Raw genomic sequence first — 19,152 nt, 5'->3', positions numbered from 1 at the left:
TTTTACACCAGCAACATCTCCGCTACCTCACGGCCGGTCGCCATGGCGGCGTTCAGCGACGGATATGCGGTGTAGTCGCCGCACTGGTAGAGGGTATCGGCTAGACGGAGGCTCTGGCGGTAGGGCTGCCCTGCGGGGTAGGCGGGGAGGGCGTGCGCAATTTCATAGGTGCGCAGGTGCTGCCACTGGGCCGTAGCCGGCCCAAACCAGGCAGCCAGTTCGGCTCGCAGCCGGTTTGGTAAGTCCTCCTCCGTAAGGCCGTGCGCGCCGTGGGTGTTCACCGAAACCAGTGTTTGACCAGCGGGGGCGTAGCTGGGGGCCGCATCGCTGGGGAATACGACGTTGTGTGCCAGGGCGCCCGGCATTGCATTGATACGCAATAGCTTATCGCCATGGCCGGGAGAGTGGGGCGCCGCAAAGTAGGTACAGGTAGTCTTGCGCCACTCGGAGGTAGGGGTAGGCGCGCTGAGCGTCTGGGTGGGTAGGAGTTGCTGCGCTGCCGTGCCATCGGTGGCTATGACCACGGCAGCGGCTTCCAGTACCTCGTCTGTCCAGAGGCGCACGCGGGTACCGTCGATGGCCGATACGGGTGAGTTAAGGCGCACGCTGCCGGTGGGTAGGCGAGCCGCCAATTGCTCCGGAATGGCCTGTATGCCAAGATTGGGCACAGCGGCATCACCCACCACAAACTGTTGAAATACAAACTCGAAGAAATTGGCCGCCGTACGCAGCTGCCGGTCCAGATACACCCCGCCGAAAAACGGACGGAAGAAGGTATCAATGATCCGCTCGCTGAAGCCATTGCGGCGCAAGTAGGTCAGAGTGTCTTCTTGGTTGGAGGAGTTGCGGCTGATGAGTTGGCCGGCGGTATACTTGCTCACATGTCTCACCAGGTTTGCAATGCGGAGCTTATCGGCCAGGGAGCCAATGGGCGAAGTGAGGGCTTCGAACGCCGCCAACGGTTGCCGCAACGGGTTGATTAGCGTCGTTTCTCGGCCAGTAGGCAATTGAATAACGGCACCCGACTCGAAAGCCCTTAGGTCCAGAGCGCCGTAGTCCATGAGGCGCTGCACCTCGGGGTAGCGCGTGAGCAGGATCTGAAAACCACGGTCTAAGCGGAAGCCTTCGGGTGTAATATCAGTGCGTACGCGGCCACCCACGGCGTCGGCAGCATCCAGCATCAATACAGATTTGCCGGCCCGGTGCAGGTAGTTGGCGCAAGTGAGGCCAGCCATACCAGCGCCGATGATAATAATAGGTAGAGATGCAGAGGAAGTAGCCATACCCCGGCAAACTCCAAAAGGCGCCGTAAGGTTGGCGCTGAACGGTAAAAATAGAACGTCATGCTGAGCGGAGTGCAATGAAGCCGAAGCATCTCTACCGTTAGTGATCAGTAGAGATGCTTCGGCTTCGTTGCACTCCGCTCAGCATGACGAGCGCAAGTCAATACTCAATAGCTAACTACCCTACGCCTTCTTTCAGGCGCTCGGCGCTTTCGGCTATGCGCAATTGCTCCACGAAATCATCGATGTTGCCGTCCATTACGCTGGGCAGGTTGTACACCGTGAACCCAATGCGGTGGTCGGTTACGCGGCCCTGGGGGTAGTTGTAGGTGCGGATTTTGTCCGACCGGTCGCCGCCGCCAATCATGCTCTTGCGGGCGGCACCTTCGGCTTCGTTTTTCTTGGCCAGCTCAATCTCGTAGATGCGTGAGCGGAGTACCTGCAACGCCTTATCGAAGTTCTTGAGCTGCGACTTTTGGTCCTGGCACTGGGCCACTAGGCCGGTAGGCAAGTGCGTAAGGCGCACAGCTGAGTAGGTGGTGTTTACCGACTGTCCACCGGGGCCACTCGACATAAACAAGTCCTTGCGGATGTCGTTCATATCCAGTTCAATATCCAATTCCTCAGCTTCCGGCATTACTACGATAGAGGCTACCGAGGTATGAATGCGGCCCTGGGTTTCGGTGGCCGGCACGCGCTGCACGCGGTGCACCCCCGATTCAAACTTCAGCTTGCCGTATACGTCCTCTCCTTTCAGCGAGAGCACAATTTCCTTGTAGCCGCCCGAGGTACCCTCGGTGGCGTCGATGAGGTCCATGCGCAGGCCCTGCTTTTCGGCGAAGCGCATGTACATGCGCTGCAAGTCGCCGGCAAAGATGGCGGCCTCGTCGCCCCCGGCTCCGGCCCTGATTTCCATAATCACGTCCTTGGAGTCGTTGGGGTCCTTCGGAATCAGGAGTTCCTTGATGACGGCCTCCAGGCGCTCCTGCTCGGGCAGCAGCTCGTCCAGCTCAGCCTTCGCCATTTCGCGGAAGTCCTGATCCTTTTCGGTGGAAATCACCTCCTTGGCATTGTCGATGTTGCTGAGTACCTGCTGGTAGGCTTTGTACTCCGTCACGATTTTGCCCAGGTCCTTGTATTCTTTATTGAGGGCCTTGAAGCGTTTCATGTCGCTCATGGCTTCAGGTTGCGTGAGTTGCTCGCTCACGTCGTTGAAGCGCTGTTGAATGGCCTCCAGTTTATCTAGCATCTGCCTGTCAGAGAATTATATTTATATGCACAAAGGTACATAAACTAACACGCGGAACCAGCGGGCTTGTTCCCTTCGTGGTTTGTTGGAAAACGTAGGCGGGCCGAATCATGAATTTGGTTGGTAACAAATCTTTTCTAGCTTTGGTCCGAACCTTAGAGCACGTATGCGCCCCTTCGCCGCTATCGGTCCGCTTTTCCCTACCCTGCCGGTCATTACCATGACACCGACAGCCACTACCGGTATTATTACCGGTTAGCGGGGCTGCTCTACCTCTCACTTTCACATCTTCCGAGCAGCCCTTCACCGGTACCACCCTCCTGACAAGAGGTGGCCACCGACCCGAAGCGCTGCTTTTTCGCGTTTATTCTTCCTTACTCTTTATGCAGATTCTGAAATTTGGTGGTTCTTCGGTGGCCACGGCAGCAGCTATCCAACAAGTAGGCGAACTGGTAGCGCAGGCTGCGCAGCGCGGGCCTACCGTCGTGGTCGTGTCGGCGTTGGGTGGCACGACGGATGCGCTGATTACCGCCGGTCAGCAAGCTGCGGCGGGGCAAGAAAGCTACCGGCAACTGCTGCAAACCATTGAGCAGCGCCACCTAGACGCGGCCAAGGAGCTGGCTCCCGTTACCAGCCAGAGCAGTTTGCTGAGCCGGGTGAAGCAGGAGTGCAATGATCTGGAAACGCTCTGCGACAGTGTATTTGCACTGGGCGAGCTGTCGGTGAGGACGCTAGACCGCCTCATGAGCTTCGGGGAGCTGCTGTCGGCGCGGCTAGTGGCAGCCAACCTGCTGGTGCGCGGTATCGACCACGTTTGCCACGACAGCCGCGAGCTGATCCGCACGAATAGCAGCTTCGGCAACGCGTTGGTGGATTTTCAGACCACTAACCGGCAAATCCAAACCTACGTGCGCAACCACCCGCATGCCGTGTACGTGGTGCCGGGCTTCATTGCTTCGGATGCCCAGGGGTCTACCACTACCCTCGGCCGCGGCGGCTCCGACTACACCGCCGCCATCTTCGCGGGCGCGCTGGACGCCGAAGTGCTGGAAATCTGGACCGACGTGAGCGGCATGATGACGGCCGACCCGCGCTTGGTGCGCCAGGCCCGGCCCATTCCGCGCATCAGCTACCAAGAAGCCATGGAGTTGTCGCACTTCGGGGCAAAGGTGTTGTATCCGCCTACCATCCAGCCGGTGCGGCAGCGCGGCATTCCGCTGCTCATCAAGAACACCTTTGCCCCCGCCGATGAAGGCACCCGCGTGGAAGTGGCCCCGCCGGCTACCGGCGAGGTAGTGCGCGGCCTTTCCAGCATTGGTCAGGTTACGCTGCTACGCTTGGAAGGCGGCGGTATGGTTGGCATTCCGGGCTTCTCGATGCGGTTGTTTGCGGCCCTGGCGCGAGAGAAAGTCAACGTTATTCTCATCACCCAAAGCTCCTCGGAGTACAGCATCTGCGTGGCCGTGCGCACCGCCGACGCCGTGCGCGCCAAAGCCGCTACCGACGACGAGTTTGCCTTCGAAATCGGCACCGGCAAGGTAGATCCGCTGGTGGTGGAGGCCGATCTGGCCATTGTGGCCCTGGTGGGCGAGAAGATGAAAGACCACCCCAACGTGAGCGGCCGATTGTTTAACGCGCTGGGTAACAATGGGGTAAATATTCGGGCCATTGCGCAGGGCTCGTCGGAGAAGAACATTTCGGTGGTGGTGCGGGCGCAGGATGTGCGCAAGGCTATCAACGTGCTGCACGAGTCGTTTTTTGAGGTGCAGACCAAGCAAGTGAACCTGTTTGTGGTAGGCGCCGGCAACGTGGGCGGCAAGCTACTGGAGCAACTCTCCCGGCAGCGCGCCTACCTGCTGCGTCACCTGCGTCTGCAAGTGCGGGTGGTAGGGGTGGCCAATAGCCGCCGGTTTGCCTTTGCTGAGCAAGGCCTGGAGCTAGGCGACTGGCGCGAAACCCTAGCCCAGAGCGACGAAGGCACGCTGCCCGATTTTCTGCAAGTCATCAAGAGTCGCAACCTGCGCAACACCATTTTTGTGGACGTGACGGCCAGCGGCGAGGTAGCCCGCTGCTACCCCGAGCTGCTGAGCCGGGGCGCGGCCGTGGTGGCGTGCAACAAAATTGCCGGCTCGGCTGAGCTGAGCTACTACCAGCAGCTCAAGCGGTTGTCGCGTGAGTTTGGGGCGGCATTCTTGTTTGAAACCAATGTGGGCGCGGGCCTACCCATCATCGGCACACTTAACGACCTTACCCGCAGCGGCGACGAGGTGCACCGCATCGAAGCTGTGCTGTCGGGTACGCTCAATTTCGTGTTCAACCATTACGACGCCACCGTGCCCTTTGCCGACGTGGTGCGCCAGGCCCAGGCCGAGGGCTACACCGAGCCCGACCCGCGCCTCGACCTGAGCGGGGTAGACGTGGCCCGCAAAATTCTGATTCTGGCCCGCGAAGCCGGGCAAGAGTTGGAAATGAGCGACATCGACAACGAAGCCTTCCTACCCGCCTCCTGCATGGATGGTAGCGTAGAGGATTTCTACCAGGAAATGGCCCGCCAGGAACCGCACTTCCAGCAGCTCTACCGCGAGGCCGCCGATGCCGGCAAGCAACTCCGCTTCGTGGCCCGCTACGCCGACGGTGCCGCCGCTGTGGGCCTGCAAGCCGTCGGCCCCGACCACGATTTCTACTCCCTCCAAGGCAAAGACAACGCCGTGCTCTTCTACACCGCCCGCTACCCCGAGCAGCCGCTGGTGGTGAAGGGTGCTGGCGCCGGCGCCGACGTAACCGCCTCCGGCGTCTTCGCCGACATCATGCGCGCCACACGGCAGTAGAACTATTGAGTTAGAATGTCATGCTGAGCGTAGCGAAGTCGAAGCATGACGTTCTATCAACATTCAAAACTTAACACTTCAACAAATGTCCGTTACCGTTTTGGCTCCGGCCACCGTGGCCAATATGGTCTGTGGGTTTGATGTGCTGGGCTTCGCGCTGGCCGAGCCCGCCGACACCATGCACCTGCGCCTGACCGATACGCCCGGCGTCACCATCATCAACGAGGACGAGTTCGACCTGCCTACCGAGCCCACGCGCAACGTGGCGGGTGGGGCGCTGCTGGCCTTATTGCGCGAGGCACCGGGGGTAGGGATAGAGGTGCGCATTAACAAAGCCATCCGGCCGGGTAGTGGTATTGGGTCCAGCGCGGCCAGTGCGGCGGGCGCGGTGGTAGGGGCTAATGCGTTGCTAGGCAATCGGTTCAGTAAAGAGGACTTGGTGCGCTTTGCCATGTTTGGGGAGGAAGTGGCCTCGGGCGTGCAGCACGCCGACAACATTGCGCCGTGCCTGTACGGGGGCGTCACGCTCATCCGCAGCACCACCCCACTCGACATTGTGCCACTGCCTACCCCACCGCTCTGGGTAACGGTGGTGCACCCCCAAATTGAAGTGAAAACTGCCGATGCCCGCGCCATTCTGAAGCGTCAAGTGGCCCTACCCGCCGCCATCCGGCAGTGGGGCAACGTGGGCGGGCTGGTGGCCGGCCTCTGCCTGCAAGACTACGACCTCATCGGCCGCTCCCTGGAAGACTACATCGTGGAGCCCGTGCGCAGCATCCTGATTCCGGGCTTTGCCGAGGTGAAAGCCGCTAGCCGCGAAGCCGGGGCACTAGGCGGCGGCATCTCGGGCTCGGGGCCCTCGATCTTCATGTTGAGCCGGGAAGAAGCCACCGCCCGCGCCGTGGCCGCTGCCATGCAAAGCGTGTACGACCGGCTGGGCATTGAGAAGTTTATCTACGTGACCCGCATGAACACGGAGGGCGTGCGGGTAGTGGCGCAGCCTTAGCGCACGCAGCGTTGCGCACTACTTCTTACAATCGTTATTCTCACTGCAATGCAATATCATAGTCTCAACCACCAGTCGCCGGCCGTTGATTTCCGCACGGCAACCATCCAGGGGCAGGCGCCCGATGGCGGCTTATACTTCCCAGAAACCATTCCGCGCTTTTCGGCCGATTTCCTGCTGGATTTGAAAACCCTACCCGCTGCCGAGGTGGCCTACCAGGTGATGGCGCCCTATGTGGGCGACACCATCCCGGAAGACGAGCTACGTCGCATCTGCGCCGAGACGGTCAATTTCCCGTTTCCGCTGGTGCCCGTCACGGAGCAAATAGCGGCGTTGGAGCTGTTTCATGGGCCTACCCTGGCCTTTAAGGACGTGGGGGCGCGGTTTATGAGTCGGTGCCTGGGATACTTCTCGCGGCAGGAAACGGCCCCCGTTACGGTGCTAGTGGCTACTTCCGGCGATACGGGTGGGGCCGTAGCCGACGGCTTTCTGGGCGTGGAGGGCGTGCAGGTGGTGATTCTATACCCCGCCGGCAAAGTGAGCCCCCTGCAGGAGCGCCAGCTCACCACGCTGGGCCAGAACATCACGGCCCTCGAAATTCAGGGCAACTTCGACGACTGCCAGCGCCTCGTGAAACAAGCCTTTGCCGATGTGGACCTGATGCAGCAGCAGCGCCTCACCTCGGCCAACTCCATCAACGTGGCGCGCTGGCTGCCTCAACAGATCTATTACTGCCTGGCCTGGCAGCAATGGCAGCCCCAACTGCCGCCGGTAGTGACGGTGCCCAGCGGCAACTTCGGCAACCTGTGCGCGGGGTTGCTGGCCCACGTGTCGGGGCTGCCGGTGGCGCATTTTGTGGCCGCCTGCAACGCCAACGACGCCGTGCCCGCCTACCTGCTCAGCGGCGAGTACGCGGCCAAGCCAGCCGTGGCTACCATCTCCAACGCCATGGATGTAGGCAACCCCAGCAACTTCGGCCGCATTCTGGCCTTGTTTGAAGCCGAGCACACCCGCATCACCGGCTTAATGACCGGCTACTCCGTGACGGACGCCGAAACGGAGGAAACCATCCGCGCCGTGCACACTGAAACCGGCTATTTGCTGGACCCGCACGGTGCCGTGGCCTACCGAGCTATGCAGCAGTATCTCAGTGAAAACCCCACGCCCCAGGGCGGATTTCTGCTTGAAACGGCACATCCGGTGAAGTTTCGGGAGGTAGTGGAGCCATTGTTGGGCGAAGCCGTGCCGTTGCCTACCGCCTTGGAGCCGCTTATGCAGCGCTCCATCGAGCGGGTGCAGCTGCCGGCCGAGTACGCGGCGCTTCGGGATTTTTTGCTGAGCCGATAGGGTAGGGGAGCCGCGGCGGCTTCGTACCTTGCAGTAGATTCTTTAACCCGTTGCGTATGCGTTTGCGAATGTGGGGCGGGGTAGGGCTGCTGCTCTTGTCGGCCTGCCGCCCCGATCAGGTAGAGCACCTCTCGAACACGAAAGAGCTGGCCGTGGAGGCCGAAAACCGGCAGGTGAAGCGCATCCTGCCCGCCGATTTGCTACGCGCTACCCGTTGGGCGGGCGACTCCCTCACCCGCACCGCCGACCGTGCCCTGCGCCAACAAGTAGCCACGCAGCTGCAAGCCGGCAGCGTGGTCGATGCCCTACCCGCTGGCCATACTGCTGCCTTTGCGGTTACTGATTCGTTGGCGCAGGTGCTGCAAGCTACGCTCACGCACGTGCGCCGCGCTCCGGGCGGCATTGTCAATGATACTAGCCGGGTAGTGAAACGGCCTTCAAATGAAGTGTTTACCTACGAACGGCCGCTGCTGGTCACCGATGCGGCCTGCCTGCGCTGCCACGGCACCGAAACCGACATAGCGCCGGCCGATCTTACCCTGATTCGGCAACGCTACCCGCAGGTGCCGCTGGGCTACCGGGTAGGCGAAGCAATAGGTACGTGGAAAGTGCAGTTTACCCGCCAGGGTATTGCTGAGTTTTATACCATGAAAACCCGGAAGATCTTTAAGCGGCGGTTTTAGAGAATTGTCTGGCATCCTCTTTCTCATCTGTCATCCTGAGCGGAGCGAAGGACCTTCTCACGCGTGAACGACAGGCGTAACAACGACCCGTTCACGCGTGAGAAGGTCCTTCGCTCCGCTCAGGATGACAGATGGAAAGCAAGTATTCAGGGCAGCTTTTCCATAAATAATTAGCGTAACTCTTTATAATTCCGAATAGATACGCTAACTCAGGGTATGAATCCTACTTTGCGTCCGCGCATCAAAATTTGCTGCATCAGCACGCGGCAGGAACTCGAAGCGGCCGTAGGGCTGGGCGTAGATGCCCTGGGGCTGGTGGCGCGCATGCCCAGCGGACCCGGCATCATCCCCGACGACTTGGTGCGGGAGCTTTGCCGTCGCACGCCACCCTCGGTAGCCTCTTTCTTACTCACCAGCGAAACCACCACCCAGGCCATCATTGCGCACCAGTGCCGCACGGCCGCCGACACGCTGCAAATCGTGGATGCGCTGAGTGAAGGCACCTATAAAGACCTGCGCACGGCTCTACCCGGCATCAGCCTGGTGCAAGTGATTCACGTGAACGGCCCCGAGGCATTCGACGAAGCCAAGCGCGTGGCGCCGCACGTAGATGGCGTGCTGCTCGACTCCGGCAACCCCAAACTGCCCGTGAAGGAGCTGGGCGGCACCGGCCGGGTGCACAACTGGGACATCAGCCGCCGCATCCGCGAAGCGCTAGATATTCCGGTGTTTCTGGCCGGCGGCCTACATGCCGAGAACGTGCGCGAAGCCATCGAAACCGTGCACCCGTTTGGGGTAGACGTGTGCAGCGGCGTCCGCACCGATGGACACTTGGACAGCCAGAAGCTACACCGCTTTGTGGATGTGGTGCGCCAGTACGTGCCGTAGGGAGGTAGCTTGAGGAGTAGGAGGAAATCGGAAGTAGAAAAAACGTCTGTCATCCTGAGCGGAGCGAAGGACCTTCTCACGCTAGAACGGCCGACGTACCAACGACTCTTTCACGCGTGAGAAGGTCCTTCGCTCCGCTCAGGATGACAGACGTTTTACCCCGTCTACCCCCTACCTTTGTAGCCTTATGCGCTACCTCCTGCCCCTGCTTTTCCTGCTGAGTTTCACCCTACTTCTGCTACCCGGCTGCGAGCCCAAGGCAGATATCGTGACGACGGACAGCAGCGCGCGGCTGGAGTTTTCGCAGGATACAGTGCTGTTTGATACGGTGTTTGTGCGCACCGGCACGGCCACGCGGCGGCTGTGGGTCTACAACCGCAACCCCCGCGCCGTGCGTGTAGAGCAGATTACACTGACTAACCCCGGTGCCTCACCCTACCGCTTGCTGGTAGGCGGCGACGCCGGCCCCAGCATCAACAACGTGGAAATCAGGGGGCGCGACAGCCTGCTGGTGCTGGTGCGCGCCACCATCGACCCGACGCCTGGCGATGCCAAACCGTTTATTGTAACGGATGAGCTACGGTTTCGTACCAACGGCAACGACCAGCAGATTGCCTTGATAGCCTATGGGCAAAACGCCTACTTCCACAATGGCGAAACCCTACCCTGCAACACCACCTGGACCAACGACAAGCCCCACGTCATCTACAACTCGGTGCGGGTAGACTCGGCCTGCACGCTCACCATGCAGCCCGGTACGCGGGTGTACTCGCACGCGGGTTCTATTCTGATTGTGGCCGGTACGCTGCGCGTAAATCTTGACTATCAGCCCGGTACCGACTCAGTGGAGGTTAATGATGAAAACATCGTACGCTTTGCCGGCGACCGGCTGGAGCCGTTCTACGACAATATTCCGGGCCAGTGGGCGGGTATTCAGTTCCTGGCCAGCAGCCACGACAACGTGGTGCGCTACGCCGAAATCAAGAATGCTGCCTACGGCTTGCTGCTGTTCAACTACCGCAACCGCCTACCCCGACCGGCGGTGCGGGTAGAAAATACGGTTATCCGCAATATTTCGGGGCAGAGCATCAGCTTTGCCAGCGCTGCCCAAACCCTACCCACCGGGGCCGGGGTGCTGAGCCTGTCGGGTGATGTGGAGATGCATAACTGCCTGATTACAAACTGCGGCGAGTATGCAGTACTGGGGGTAGGCGGTGGCAATTTCACGTTTGACTACTGCACCATTGCCAACTACCGGGGCAATTTCAACCGCTCTACCGAGTCGCTGACACTCAGCAACGAGGCGCCCAGCACGGCGGCCAAAGGTCCCTACCCCCTGCGCCTGGTAATGCGCAACTCCATTCTATGGGGTGGGTTGCGAGACGAGCTGCTTTTGGCAAATGGTGCTCAGTATCAGCAGGTAGCAATTCAGAATAGCTTGTTGCAAACGGAGCGCTATAAAGCAGCTACTAGCACGGCTACTACGTTGGGCTTTAGCAATAGCGGCAATGTGCTCAACCAGGACCCAAAATTCCGGCGTACGCCTAATCTCTACCCCAATCGGTTTGACTACCGCCTTGGGCCTGGGTCGCCGGCCAGCAACAAGGCCGTGCCCCTATTCACCCTCATGCGCGACCTGCTGAACGCCCCCCGCGACCCCCGCACGCCAGATATGGGCGCCTACGAGCGCGCAGCGCCGTAGAAGGGTAGGGAAGAAGTAGACCTTCCGTTTGTTTATCTGTCATCCTGAGCTTGCGAAGGACCTTCTCACGGTAGCACGAGTCGTTGTTACGCCTGTTGTTCTCGTGTGAGAAGGTCCTTCGCAAGCTCAGGATGACAAGCGTATTTTTCATCACCACATCAGCACATCAATCATGCTCTGGATTCAGAAACGACTGCGCTTGCCGGCGGTGCGCCGTGGATTTCATTTGATAACTGACCTGCTGACGGCCGAACTGCCTGAGCTGGAGCAGATTGAAATGGGTACGGCGCATTTCTTTATTCAGCATACTTCCGCCAGCCTCACCATCAACGAAAACGCCGACCCTACCGTGCGCCGCGATATGGAGGAGTATTTCAACCGCGTGGCGCCCGAAAACGCGAGCTACTTCCAACACACCCAAGAGGGCTCCGACGATATGCCGGCCCACTTGAAGGCCGTGCTGCTGGGTAGCTCCGTCACGGTGCCCATCACGCGGGGCGAGCTGGCCCTAGGCACCTGGCAGGGGATTTATCTGGGAGAGCACCGCAACCACGGCGGCCGCCGCTGGGTAGTGGTGACGCTGATGGGAAAAAAATCAGATAAATAACGCCTGAGTAAAAGCAGAACCCTCCTTTTCTGCGTATACTCTACCACGCTAACCTCCATGCCTATGCTTCTGCTTGCTACCTGTTTCTCGCGCTCTGGCAGCCATGCTCTCACGCTGAGCTGTGGCTTGCTGCTGGCTACGGGATGCCAGGAGAAGAAACCAACGGCTTCGGCGCCACCCATTGCCCGACCGCGGCCCGCGTCTGCGCCGCCGGCTGCCCCAGTGCCGCCTAAGACGGCAAAAACAGCCTGCTCGTTGGTAGATGATGAGGTAGCCGAAGACCCTTTTGGAGCCGAAATTACGGTGGCCGATTTGCAGCAGGCAGGCGCTACCATTGTGTCGCGCACACCGTTCAAGAACCGCCACGAGCGCAACCAGGTAGATACCATTCTGGTGTTGCGCCACCACGGCAACCAGTTCGAGTTTTACCGGGCTGCCGAAAAAGACTTGCTGCGTGAAGTAACCGTCACAGACTTCGCCCCGCAGTATGGCCAGCAGCTCCAGCAGAAGCTGGGTAGCGCCTACCGCGCCCGCTACGCCCGCCAGACTGGCAACTGCGACAGCCTCCGCATCGGCGACTCCAACCGCCTCAACACGGTAGCTATGACCCTGCACAAAGGTCAGCTTAGCGCCGTGCAGGTGCAGTATTACGTGGACTAAGGTTATATAAGCTGTTAGCCTGTAGCTGTTAGCTGATAGCTTCCATTCCGAAAGCTATCAGCTAACAGCTACAGGCTAACAGCTTATATAACTTGCAACCTTATAGCCGATAGTTGTGCCTTTAGAGCTACGTCAACTGTTGTCTGTCTGCTACTCTTTCGTGCACATGCGTTCTTCCCTTCTTCTGCTTACCGGCTTGCTGTCCGCGCCAGCCTTTGCGCAACAAGCGCCCAAGAAACCCCTCGACCACTCGGTGTACGACCAGTGGCAAAGTGTAGCGGGCCAGCGTATTAGCCACAACGGCAAATACGTGTTGTTTCAGGTGAAGCCCCAGCAGGGCGACGGTACGCTCTACCTCAAAACGGCTGGCAACCAAACGCTACGCCAGATCAGTCGGGGCGACTCGGCCGTCTTCTCGGCTGATTCTAAGTACGCGGTGTTCAGCATTAGCCCGCGCTACCAGGACGTGCGGCAGGCCCGCATCAAGAAGAAAAAGCCCGACCAGATGCCCAAGGATTCGCTGGGTATTTATGGGCTGAGCACTGGCAAGCTCACGAAGTATGCCGACGTGAAGTCTTTTCAATTGGCCGAAGAAGGCACGGTGCTGGCGTTTCTGGCCACCAAGCCGCTGCTGAAAGACACACTGAAAAAGGCTCCTGTGGATACGGTGAAAAAAATCACCGACAAGCTGCTGGAAACCCAAAAAGGCGGCGCCATCCTCACCATTCTGAACCTTGAAAAAGGGCAGCCGCGCACCTTCGAAGCCGTGACGGACTACAAGGTGAGCAAGTCGGGCAACAAGGTGGCGTTTGCAGTGGCCGCGCCTAAGGGCAACAAAACCGTGCGCTCGGGACTGTTTGTGTTTGATGTGGCGACGGGCAACCTACGCCAGCTCAGCGCCGGCAAGGGCACCTACAAAAACCTAGCGTTCGACGACGCGGGCAAGCAGTTGGCTTTCACCGCCGAAAAGTACCCCGAAAAAGCCCTTAGCAAGCCGTTCACACTCTACTATTCTGACTTTGCCGACAGTGCCCGCGTGCTGCTGGCGCCCAGCGCCAACGGGCTGAAAAAGGGCTGGTCGCCCAGCGGGTTCGGCAAAGTGTTGTTCAGCGAAAACGGCGAGAAGCTGTTTTTCGGTACCGCGCCCGATCTGATTCCGCAAGACACAACCCTCGTAGAATTTGAGCACGCCAAGCTCGATATCTGGAACTACAAGGACGACTATCTGCAACCCATGCAGCTGAAAAACCTGAAAAAGGAATTGCAGCGCAGCTACCTGGCGGTGGCCTACCCCAAGCAGGGCGGCAAGTACATTCAGCTGGCCGACGAGTACTTGCAAGACGCTTACATGGCCGATAAAAAGAATGCGGAGTACGTGCTAGCGGTGACCGATACCGCCAACCGCGTGGCCATGCAGTGGCAGGGCAATACCATGAAGCGCGCCTACCTGGTTTCCACGCGCACCGGCGAGCGGGTGGCTATCAATCCCAAGGGTAGTAAAAGCCGGTTCCAGCTTTCGCCTGGTGGGCAGTACGCCATCTGGTACGATTACAACGCGAAAGGCTGGTTTGCCTACTCGGTGGCCGACCGTGAAACCATCAACCTAGCCGCCAAAGCCAAGGTAGACTTCACGGACGAAGAAAACGACTCGCCCACCGACCCCCAGCCCTACGGCATTGCCGCCTGGACCAAAAACGACGACGCCGTGCTGCTCTACGACCGGTACGACATCTGGAAAGTAGACCCCAAAACCGGCGCGGCTTCCAACTTCACCAACGGGGTAGGGCGCCAGCAGAAGCTGCGGTTCCGCTACGAAATACCGGTAGCCAAGCAAGACTTCATTGAGCCCAAAGATGAGCTGTGGCTGCAAGTGCAGGACGAAACCACCAAGCAGTGGGGCTACTACAAAAAGAACATTACCAGCGCCAAGGCGCCCCAGCGGGTAACGCTGGTGCCCATGGCCTACTCGCAATTGATGCAGGCTAAAAACGCAGACGTGTTCCTCTACACGAAGACCAGCGTACAGAACCCCGCCGACCTCTACGTGAGCCGCAATCTGCAAAAGGAAACCAAGCTCAGCAACATCAACCCCCAGCAGAAAGACTACAACTGGTTTACGGCCGAGCTGGTGCACTGGACCACGCCCAAGGGCTACGCCGCCACCGGCGTGCTCTACAAGCCCGAGAACTTCGACCCGAACAAGAAATACCCTATGGTGGCGTATTTCTACGAGAAAGTGTCCGACGGCCTGTACCGCTACAACGCGCCCGCGCCTACCCCCTCTCGCCTCGATATTGCCATGTTTGCCAGCAACGGCTACCTGGTGTTCACACCCGATATCAGCTACACCATCGGCGAGCCGGGCGCCTCGGCAGTGGAGTTTGTGAACTCGGGGGTGGAAGCATTAAAGAAAAATAGCTGGGTGGACGGTGCCCACATTGGTATTCAGGGCCAAAGCTGGGGCGGCTACCAGGTGGCCTACCTCATCACCCAAACGCCCATGTACGCCGCCGCCTGGGCCGGCGCGCCCGTCGTGAACATGACCTCGGCCTACGGCGGCATCCGCTGGGAGTCGGGCATGAGCCGGCAGTTTCAGTACGAGCGCACGCAGAGCCGCCTGGGCGCTACCCTGTGGGAAAATCAGGATCTGTATATCCGCAACTCGCCCTTGTTCTACCTACCCAAAGTAGAGACGCCGGTGGTCATCATGGCCAACGACGCCGACGGCGCCGTGCCGTGGTACCAGGGCATCGAGATGTTTACGGACCTGCGCCGCCTCAACAAGCCCGTATGGCTGCTGCAATACAACGGCGAGGCCCACAACCTGGTGAAGCGCGAAAACCGCAAGGACATTTCCATCCGCGAGCTACAGTTCTTCGACCACTACCTGAAAGGTGCCCCGGCGCCTGTGTGGCTGGAGCGCGGCGTGCCCGCCGTGGAGAAGGGTAGGAATTGGGGATTGGAAACGTCTACGTCGTCGGTGCGGTAGGGGAAATCAGTAAGCAAAAACTTCTTCGTTATATGAAAAGGGCTGCCGATCTACAGATCGGCAGCCCTTTTTGTGCTCACTATATGCAAGCCTTATGCTTATTCGTATTGACCCTGCAGCTTAATGTTAGAATACTGAACTGTGAATTTGTTATTCGGAATATCATCCCGCAACGTGATATTTCCAGCCTGAGTGAGATACAAGCTTTGGTAAGACGAAGAAGCTAAGTAAGTGCCGGTGGCATCCTGCATATATAACTCCAGCCCGTAGCCTACACCACTATATCCTGTTTTATTTCTCCCGCGATACTCTAGTGGGTTGGTTAGCGTGGGGATATCTGATACTAGGCGTTCTGTAAGCGGAAAAATAAGAGGAAATTGATTCTCTGTGACGTTCTGCACCAGCGGGCTCCGAAATACAACAGGCGCGTTGTAAGAAGTATATCGATTCGTAGGATCAGGATAAGTTACTTTATCAGGACCTAGTCGTACAACTGCCTGCAAAGTAGGGCGGTCAAAAATATGGGGTGGAGAGGCATTCTCAAACCGGGCAAACACAATTGCTACCTGCTTCACTACCTGGTCTAGCACTCGAATAGTGCGACTGGTTGATGACTTTTGTCCATCGGCGTTTTGGACCGTCAGGGTAAGGGAATAAGTGCCTGCTTTAGGATAACGAAATATCCTTGGGTCAGCTCCGGTTTTAATACTGTCGTTGCCCAGAGACGAAGTGTATGTATCAGCCTTTGTAGAAGTATTAGTCACTACAATCGCGTCATACGTGCCTACCTTAATGACATCATTAGAAGCCGCGCCAGCAACTGAGAAACTGGCAACGGGTGCAGGTTGAATAGGGTCTGGCTCTTTATTGCAGATAGCTAGTGCCAGTACGGAGATAAACGCGAACCGAGTAATAGTAGTCATAGAACAGTATTGAATAATATAGTTGTAATATATTCAATACCATACTTTTCCCAAAAATAAATAGCTCAAAAAGTAATTGATGAGCGACTTACACTACTACTGCTTCCTACCGCACCACCCGCGCGTTCGTCGCATAGCGCAACGTATCAAACAGCACCAGTTTCTGTACTCCTTGTACTTGGTAGGCGTCCAGCGTGCCGGCTTGGCCCCGCAGTTGTAGCTTCTTCTCGGAGTAGAATAGGGGATTGTTCTTTTGTAGCGTCGCATCAACGGAGCGGACGCCGGATGCGTCGCGTACGACAGTCAGGCGCACCACAGCATTATCGAAGCCGGGCTTACGGGTATAAATAATTTGTCGAGTTCCGTTGGGTAGGGTAGTAGAATCCACCGCGTAAGCGCCGCGCAAGGCAGGCTTGTTGATATCGGCTTGGTAAAAAACCTGTAATTCCTTGTCCCACTCAATTTTGGGAACACGGGTAGTTTCCGGAGCAGAGCCACGTAGGGTTACGCGCTTCTCTACGGGGGGCTGTTGCTGGTTGAGGCGGGCGGCCTGGGCATCGAGGTATTCCTTGAGCGGGAAATAGGCTGGCCGCACCGTAGTAGCGGAAGCGGGGCTATCGGCCCCTGCCGACGAGCCGCAGCCCGTGGCACCGGCCCATAGCCCCGCCCCGAATAAAAAAACAAAAACGTTACGCATGAGTAGAAGTAGTGCCCGCCGCGCGCAGCAACGACTGCCCCGACATCTCGGCGGGTTGAGCCAACCCCATGAGTGCCAGAACGGTAGGAGCAATGTCGCCGAGCTTGCCATCAGCCAGGGTACCCTGGTAGTCGTTATCAACCAAGATGCAGGGCACTAGGTTTGTGGTGTGGGCCGTATTGGGCGTGCCGTCGGGGTTCACCATCATGTCGGCGTTGCCGTGGTCAGCAATGATGATGCTAGCGTAGCCGGCCGCCTGAGCAGCTTCTACTACCGCCTGGGCGCAGGTGTCGGCAGTTTCTACGGCCTTCACAGCAGCCTCAAATACGCCGGTGTGGCCCACCATGTCGGGGTTGGCGAAGTTCAGCACTACAAAATCGGCCGCATTAGCTTGCAGCTCCGGCACCAGCGCGTCGCGCAGCTCGTAGGCGCTCATTTCGGGTTGCAGGTCGTAGGTCGCTACCTTAGGCGAATTGCGCATAATCCGGCTTTCGCCCTCAAACTCGTTTTCCCTACCCCCCGAGAAGAAGAACGTCACGTGCGGGTACTTCTCGGTTTCGGCAATGCGAATCTGGGTTCTGTGGTTGGCGGCCAGCACCTCGCCCAGGGTGTTTTCGAGGTTGTCCTTCTCGAAAATCGGCGTGACGCCCGTAAACGACGCGTCGTAGGTGGTCATGGTCAGGAAATGCAGGTTCAGGCGGTGCATCTGGTAGGCGTGCAGGTCCTGCTGGGTGAGAGCCTCGGTCAGCTCCCGGCCGCGGTCGGTGCGGAAGTTGAAGAAAATGACCACATCACCTTCCTGAATGGTGGTCAGGGGCTGCCCGTCGGCGCCTACCTTCACAATCGGCTTCAGGAACTCGTCGGTCACGCCCTCTTTATAGGAGTCCTGCATGCTCTGAATCAGGTTTTGCGAAGGCGTGCCTTTGCCGTTCACCAGCAAGTCGTAGGCAATTTTCACCCGCTCCCAGCGGTTGTCGCGGTCCATAGCGTAGTAGCGGCCCACGATGGAAGCAATGCGGCCGCTGGCACCATGTTGCAGGTGCTGCTCCAGCTCGTTCACGTAGCCTACTCCCCCTTTGGGGTCGGTGTCGCGGCCGTCGGTGAAGGCGTGGATGAACACGTTGTGTACTTCCTGGTCGCGGGCCAGGGTGCAGAGGGCTTTCACGTGGTCGATGTGCGAGTGCACGCCGCCATCAGAGAGCAGGCCCAGCAAGTGCACCGGTTTCTGGTTGGTACGGGCGTACTCAAAAGCTTTTTCCAGTGCCGGAACGGAGCCCAACTTCCGGTCACGAATAGCTTTGTTGATGCGCACCAGATCCTGGTACACCACGCGGCCGGCACCAATATTCATGTGCCCTACCTCTGAGTTGCCCATTTGCCCCTCGGGTAGCCCCACCGCCTCGCCCGAGGCCTGCAGCTTGCTATGCGGATAGCGTTGAAACAACGAATCGAGGAAGGGCGTACGCGCTTTATCGATGGCGGATACTTCCTTATTCTGGGCCAGCCCCCAGCCGTCCAAAATGACCAGCAATACCTGTTTGTTCATGCAGCAAAGATAACGTACCTGGCCCGGAACGGGCACAATTTGTTGTGTTCTTCCCTCCGGAAAGAAACCGCACAACATACGCAAACTAGGAAGCGGCTGTTGGCATAATTTTAGCAATCGGAGGTGAAGTATACTTTTTCCAATATGAAACGCACTTTTACCCGGGTTTTCCTCTTCCTGTGGCTCACGCTAAGTACGCTTGCCGCGTACGCCCAGGGGGACGCTTTGCTTGCTGCCCGTACGGCTATTAGCAATGGCTCCTCGCGTGATTTGGCCCAGTATTTTGCTAATACCGTCGAGTTAGGCTTCGATGGGGACAAGCAAAGCTACAGCGCCACGCAGGCTGAGTTTGTGATGAAGGACTTCTTTGCCAAGAATGCAAGCAGCGGCTTCGAGTATATTCACAAAGGTGCTAGCCCCGAGGGTGTGCCTTATGCCATCGGTAAATATGCCAGTAAAAGCGGCTCTTATCGGGTTTTTGTGAAGATGAAGTCGTTCAACGGTGCTATCAAAATCGACACGATTGAGTTTACCAAAGAGTAAGCATTCTGATTTTTAGAGAAGGTTTGTGCATTTGCCCCGCGATGCCTCTTCGTACTGCCCCCAACGCCCCCGTAGCCAGCTGCTGCGGGGGCGTTGTGCGTACTAACTGTTGCGTCGCTGCCGAGGTTGTTTACGCCATTCCCCTGTAGTTGCGCAGGCCATAGCGTTTCCACACCGTTATATCAGCCCATTTTTCTATTT

15 protein-coding genes are annotated in these 19,152 nt (G+C 58.4%); 10 read left to right on the top strand and 5 right to left on the bottom strand.

Annotated features, from left to right (window positions below; genetic code table 11):
- Positions 1-2: 2 nt before the first annotated feature.
- A complete protein-coding gene (locus tag J4D97_RS11805; RefSeq protein WP_208307741.1) occupies positions 3-1,283 on the bottom strand; it encodes a protoporphyrinogen/coproporphyrinogen oxidase in 1,281 nt (426 codons plus the stop codon).
- Between the two features lie 178 nt (positions 1,284-1,461).
- Positions 1,462-2,532 carry a peptide chain release factor 1 gene (gene prfA, locus J4D97_RS11800; RefSeq protein ID WP_208307740.1) on the bottom strand — a complete coding sequence of 357 codons (1,071 nt, stop codon included), beginning with the start codon at positions 2,530-2,532 and terminating at the stop codon, positions 1,462-1,464.
- Positions 2,533-2,915: 383 nt separating this feature from the next.
- Between prfA and thrA the strand changes: the two genes are divergently transcribed.
- From thrA to J4D97_RS11755, 9 genes are all read left to right on the top strand, one after another.
- Positions 2,916-5,360, top strand: a complete 2,445-nt coding sequence (gene thrA, locus J4D97_RS11795; protein ID WP_208307739.1) for a bifunctional aspartate kinase/homoserine dehydrogenase I — start codon at positions 2,916-2,918, stop codon at positions 5,358-5,360.
- Between the two features lie 85 nt (positions 5,361-5,445).
- A complete protein-coding gene (locus J4D97_RS11790) occupies positions 5,446-6,366 on the top strand; it encodes a homoserine kinase (protein ID WP_208307738.1) in 921 nt (306 codons plus the stop codon).
- Between the two features lie 48 nt (positions 6,367-6,414).
- Entirely contained in the window at positions 6,415-7,713 is a 1,299-nt protein-coding gene (gene thrC / locus J4D97_RS11785) for a threonine synthase (RefSeq protein WP_208307737.1), read from the top strand.
- Positions 7,714-7,769: 56 nt separating this feature from the next.
- Positions 7,770-8,396 carry a c-type heme family protein gene (locus J4D97_RS11780; protein ID WP_208307736.1) on the top strand — a complete coding sequence of 209 codons (627 nt, stop codon included), beginning with the start codon at positions 7,770-7,772 and terminating at the stop codon, positions 8,394-8,396.
- Positions 8,397-8,612: 216 nt separating this feature from the next.
- The gene (locus J4D97_RS11775) at positions 8,613-9,284 is read left to right on the top strand and encodes a phosphoribosylanthranilate isomerase (RefSeq protein ID WP_185281984.1); all 672 of its coding nucleotides are present in this window, start codon (positions 8,613-8,615) and stop codon (positions 9,282-9,284) included.
- Positions 9,285-9,471: 187 nt separating this feature from the next.
- Positions 9,472-10,986, top strand: a complete 1,515-nt coding sequence (locus tag J4D97_RS11770; protein WP_208307735.1) for a right-handed parallel beta-helix repeat-containing protein — start codon at positions 9,472-9,474, stop codon at positions 10,984-10,986.
- Positions 10,987-11,158: 172 nt separating this feature from the next.
- Complete coding sequence (locus J4D97_RS11765) at positions 11,159-11,593, top strand: secondary thiamine-phosphate synthase enzyme YjbQ (RefSeq protein ID WP_185281986.1); 435 nt, start codon at positions 11,159-11,161, stop codon at positions 11,591-11,593.
- Positions 11,594-11,656: 63 nt separating this feature from the next.
- A complete protein-coding gene (locus tag J4D97_RS11760; protein ID WP_185281987.1) occupies positions 11,657-12,253 on the top strand; it encodes a hypothetical protein in 597 nt (198 codons plus the stop codon).
- 166 nt (positions 12,254-12,419) lie between these two features.
- Positions 12,420-15,242 carry a S9 family peptidase gene (locus J4D97_RS11755; RefSeq protein WP_208307734.1) on the top strand — a complete coding sequence of 941 codons (2,823 nt, stop codon included), beginning with the start codon at positions 12,420-12,422 and terminating at the stop codon, positions 15,240-15,242.
- Positions 15,243-15,340: 98 nt separating this feature from the next.
- Here the strand turns inward: J4D97_RS11755 and J4D97_RS11750 are convergent, their stop codons facing one another.
- From J4D97_RS11750 to gpmI, 3 genes are all read right to left on the bottom strand, one after another.
- Positions 15,341-16,165 carry a PKD domain-containing protein gene (locus J4D97_RS11750; protein ID WP_208307733.1) on the bottom strand — a complete coding sequence of 275 codons (825 nt, stop codon included), beginning with the start codon at positions 16,163-16,165 and terminating at the stop codon, positions 15,341-15,343.
- 106 nt (positions 16,166-16,271) lie between these two features.
- On the bottom strand, positions 16,272-16,862 hold the full coding sequence (locus tag J4D97_RS11745; RefSeq protein ID WP_208307732.1) for a hypothetical protein: 591 nt from the start codon (positions 16,860-16,862) through the stop codon (positions 16,272-16,274).
- Positions 16,855-18,408 (bottom strand): 2,3-bisphosphoglycerate-independent phosphoglycerate mutase, encoded by a 1,554-nt coding sequence (gene gpmI, locus J4D97_RS11740; protein ID WP_208307731.1) that lies wholly within the window; start codon positions 18,406-18,408, stop codon positions 16,855-16,857. The genes J4D97_RS11745 and gpmI overlap by 8 nt, the downstream gene beginning before the upstream one ends.
- A 144-nt stretch (positions 18,409-18,552) precedes the next feature.
- On the opposite strand from gpmI, the gene J4D97_RS11735 reads away from it, so the two are divergent.
- Entirely contained in the window at positions 18,553-18,951 is a 399-nt protein-coding gene (locus J4D97_RS11735) for a DUF4783 domain-containing protein (RefSeq protein WP_185281992.1), read from the top strand.
- The last annotated feature ends 201 nt before the right edge of the window (positions 18,952-19,152 follow it).

Source organism: Hymenobacter defluvii (assembly GCF_017589435.1).
Taxonomy (GTDB): domain Bacteria; phylum Bacteroidota; class Bacteroidia; order Cytophagales; family Hymenobacteraceae; genus Hymenobacter; species Hymenobacter profundi.
The sequence above is the reverse complement of the archived record's forward strand: the minus strand, read 5'-3'. Positions and strand labels throughout refer to the sequence as shown.